Origin of the sequence: Mesorhizobium sp. M1E.F.Ca.ET.041.01.1.1, assembly GCF_003997355.1 — a bacterium.
GTDB lineage: Bacteria > Pseudomonadota > Alphaproteobacteria > Rhizobiales > Rhizobiaceae > Mesorhizobium.
The window spans coordinates 1-1412 of sequence record NZ_RZSL01000981.1 but is presented as its reverse complement, the minus strand read 5'-3'; the positions used below and the strand labels follow the sequence as shown (position 1 = coordinate 1412).

Genomic DNA, 1412 nt, shown 5'->3' with positions numbered 1-1412 from the left:
GGCTCACCGTCGCCTCGATGATCGTCAGTCTCGGCCTGCTCGGGTTGGCGCTGAAGACATTGCCCGTCGGCACCGCCTATGCGGTCTGGACAGGCATCGGCACCGTCGGCACGGCCTTGCTCGGCATATGGCTGCTCGGCGAGCCTGCGACCGCGGTCCGGCTTTCCTGCATCGGCCTGATCGTCTGCGGCATTGTCGGGCTGAAGCTCGTCGCCTGACGCGTCCAGCACAAACGCCTTCAGGGCCGCCACTGGCGACCCTGATGCATCTTCGAACGAAACTATATTCCGGGCGCGTACGCCTTAGCGGGCGGAGAAGCCCGGAGGCGTCCTGCCGACACGCGCCTTGCGGGCGGCGTAGCGTGCGTCGCGCTTGGCCTTGCGCTCGGCCTCTTCGGCGAGCACGCGGGCGATGCGTTCGGTCTCCTCGGCTTCGCGGATCTTCGCCTCGGCCGCCGCCGCCTCTTCGGCGGCACGACGAGCCGCTTCCGCGGCTGCCTCGCGCTCGGCCTTCTCGGCTGCTTCGCGCGCCAGCTTTTCCTGCTTCAGCCTGGCCTTCTCGGCCTCGCGGATCGCGCGGGCTTCGAGGATCGCCTTGCGCTCCGCCTGACGCGCCAGCACCGCTGGATCGTCTGCTGCCGGCTTTGCCTTGAAACGCTCCAGGAGCGCCTTCTTTGCCTCGTTCGCGGCGTTGCGCCGCTCGAATATGTCTTTTTCCCTGTAGATAGCCAAATCCACTTCCCTGCAGTCAATTCGCGACGCTTACATACGCGCGAAAGCGATGAGTTCAAGCGCCAAAACGGTATGCCAGCCATGAAAATCTGAGCTGTTGCCGCCGGGATACGTCACCGCGGCGCGATGCACTGTTCACAAATCGCGCCTCTGGCGTGCGGCAAGGCCGATCGCTACGTCTTGCGCCGACAATCAACGCTCGAACAGCGCATCAGGATGCAATCGAAATGGAACTCGGCCTCTACACTTTCGCGGATGTCAGCCCGGAACCGGGCCCCGGCGCCATCGGACCGCACGAACGGCTGCGCAATCTGATCGAGGAGGTCGAACTGGCCGACCAGGTCGGTCTCGACGTGTTCGGCCTCGGCGAACATCACCGCCCCGACTATGCTGCTTCGGCGCCGGTCGTGGCGCTCGCGGCCGCCGCGGAGCGGACGAAGCGCATCAAGCTCACCAGCGCGGTCACCGTGCTCTCTTCCGACGATCCGGTGCGCGTCTTCCAGCAGTTCGCGACGCTCGATCTTTTGTCCAGCGGCCGCGCCGAGATCATGGCCGGGCGCGGCTCCTTCATCGAATCCTTCCCGCTGTTCGGCTACAATCTCGAGGACTATGACGAGCTCTTCGCCGAGAAGCTCGATCTCCTGCTCGCCATCCGCGACCAGGTGAAGGTGACGTGGCAGG

At 65.4% G+C, this 1412-nt stretch carries 3 protein-coding genes; 2 read left to right on the top strand and 1 reads right to left on the bottom strand.

The features are described 5' to 3' along the window. Positions 1-218, top strand: a 218-nt coding sequence (locus EOA38_RS36600) for an SMR family transporter (protein WP_127301499.1), incomplete at its 5' end; no start/stop codon positions are given. Between the two features lie 84 nt (positions 219-302). Here the strand turns inward: EOA38_RS36600 and EOA38_RS36595 are convergent. After that, positions 303-731, bottom strand: a complete 429-nt coding sequence (locus EOA38_RS36595; RefSeq protein WP_126090940.1) for a DUF6481 family protein — start codon at positions 729-731, stop codon at positions 303-305. A 227-nt stretch (positions 732-958) separates the two neighbouring features. Here EOA38_RS36595 and EOA38_RS36590 point away from each other — a divergent pair. Next, positions 959-1412: LLM class flavin-dependent oxidoreductase (locus EOA38_RS36590; protein ID WP_127301498.1), on the top strand; the 454-nt coding region annotated here is incomplete at its 3' end.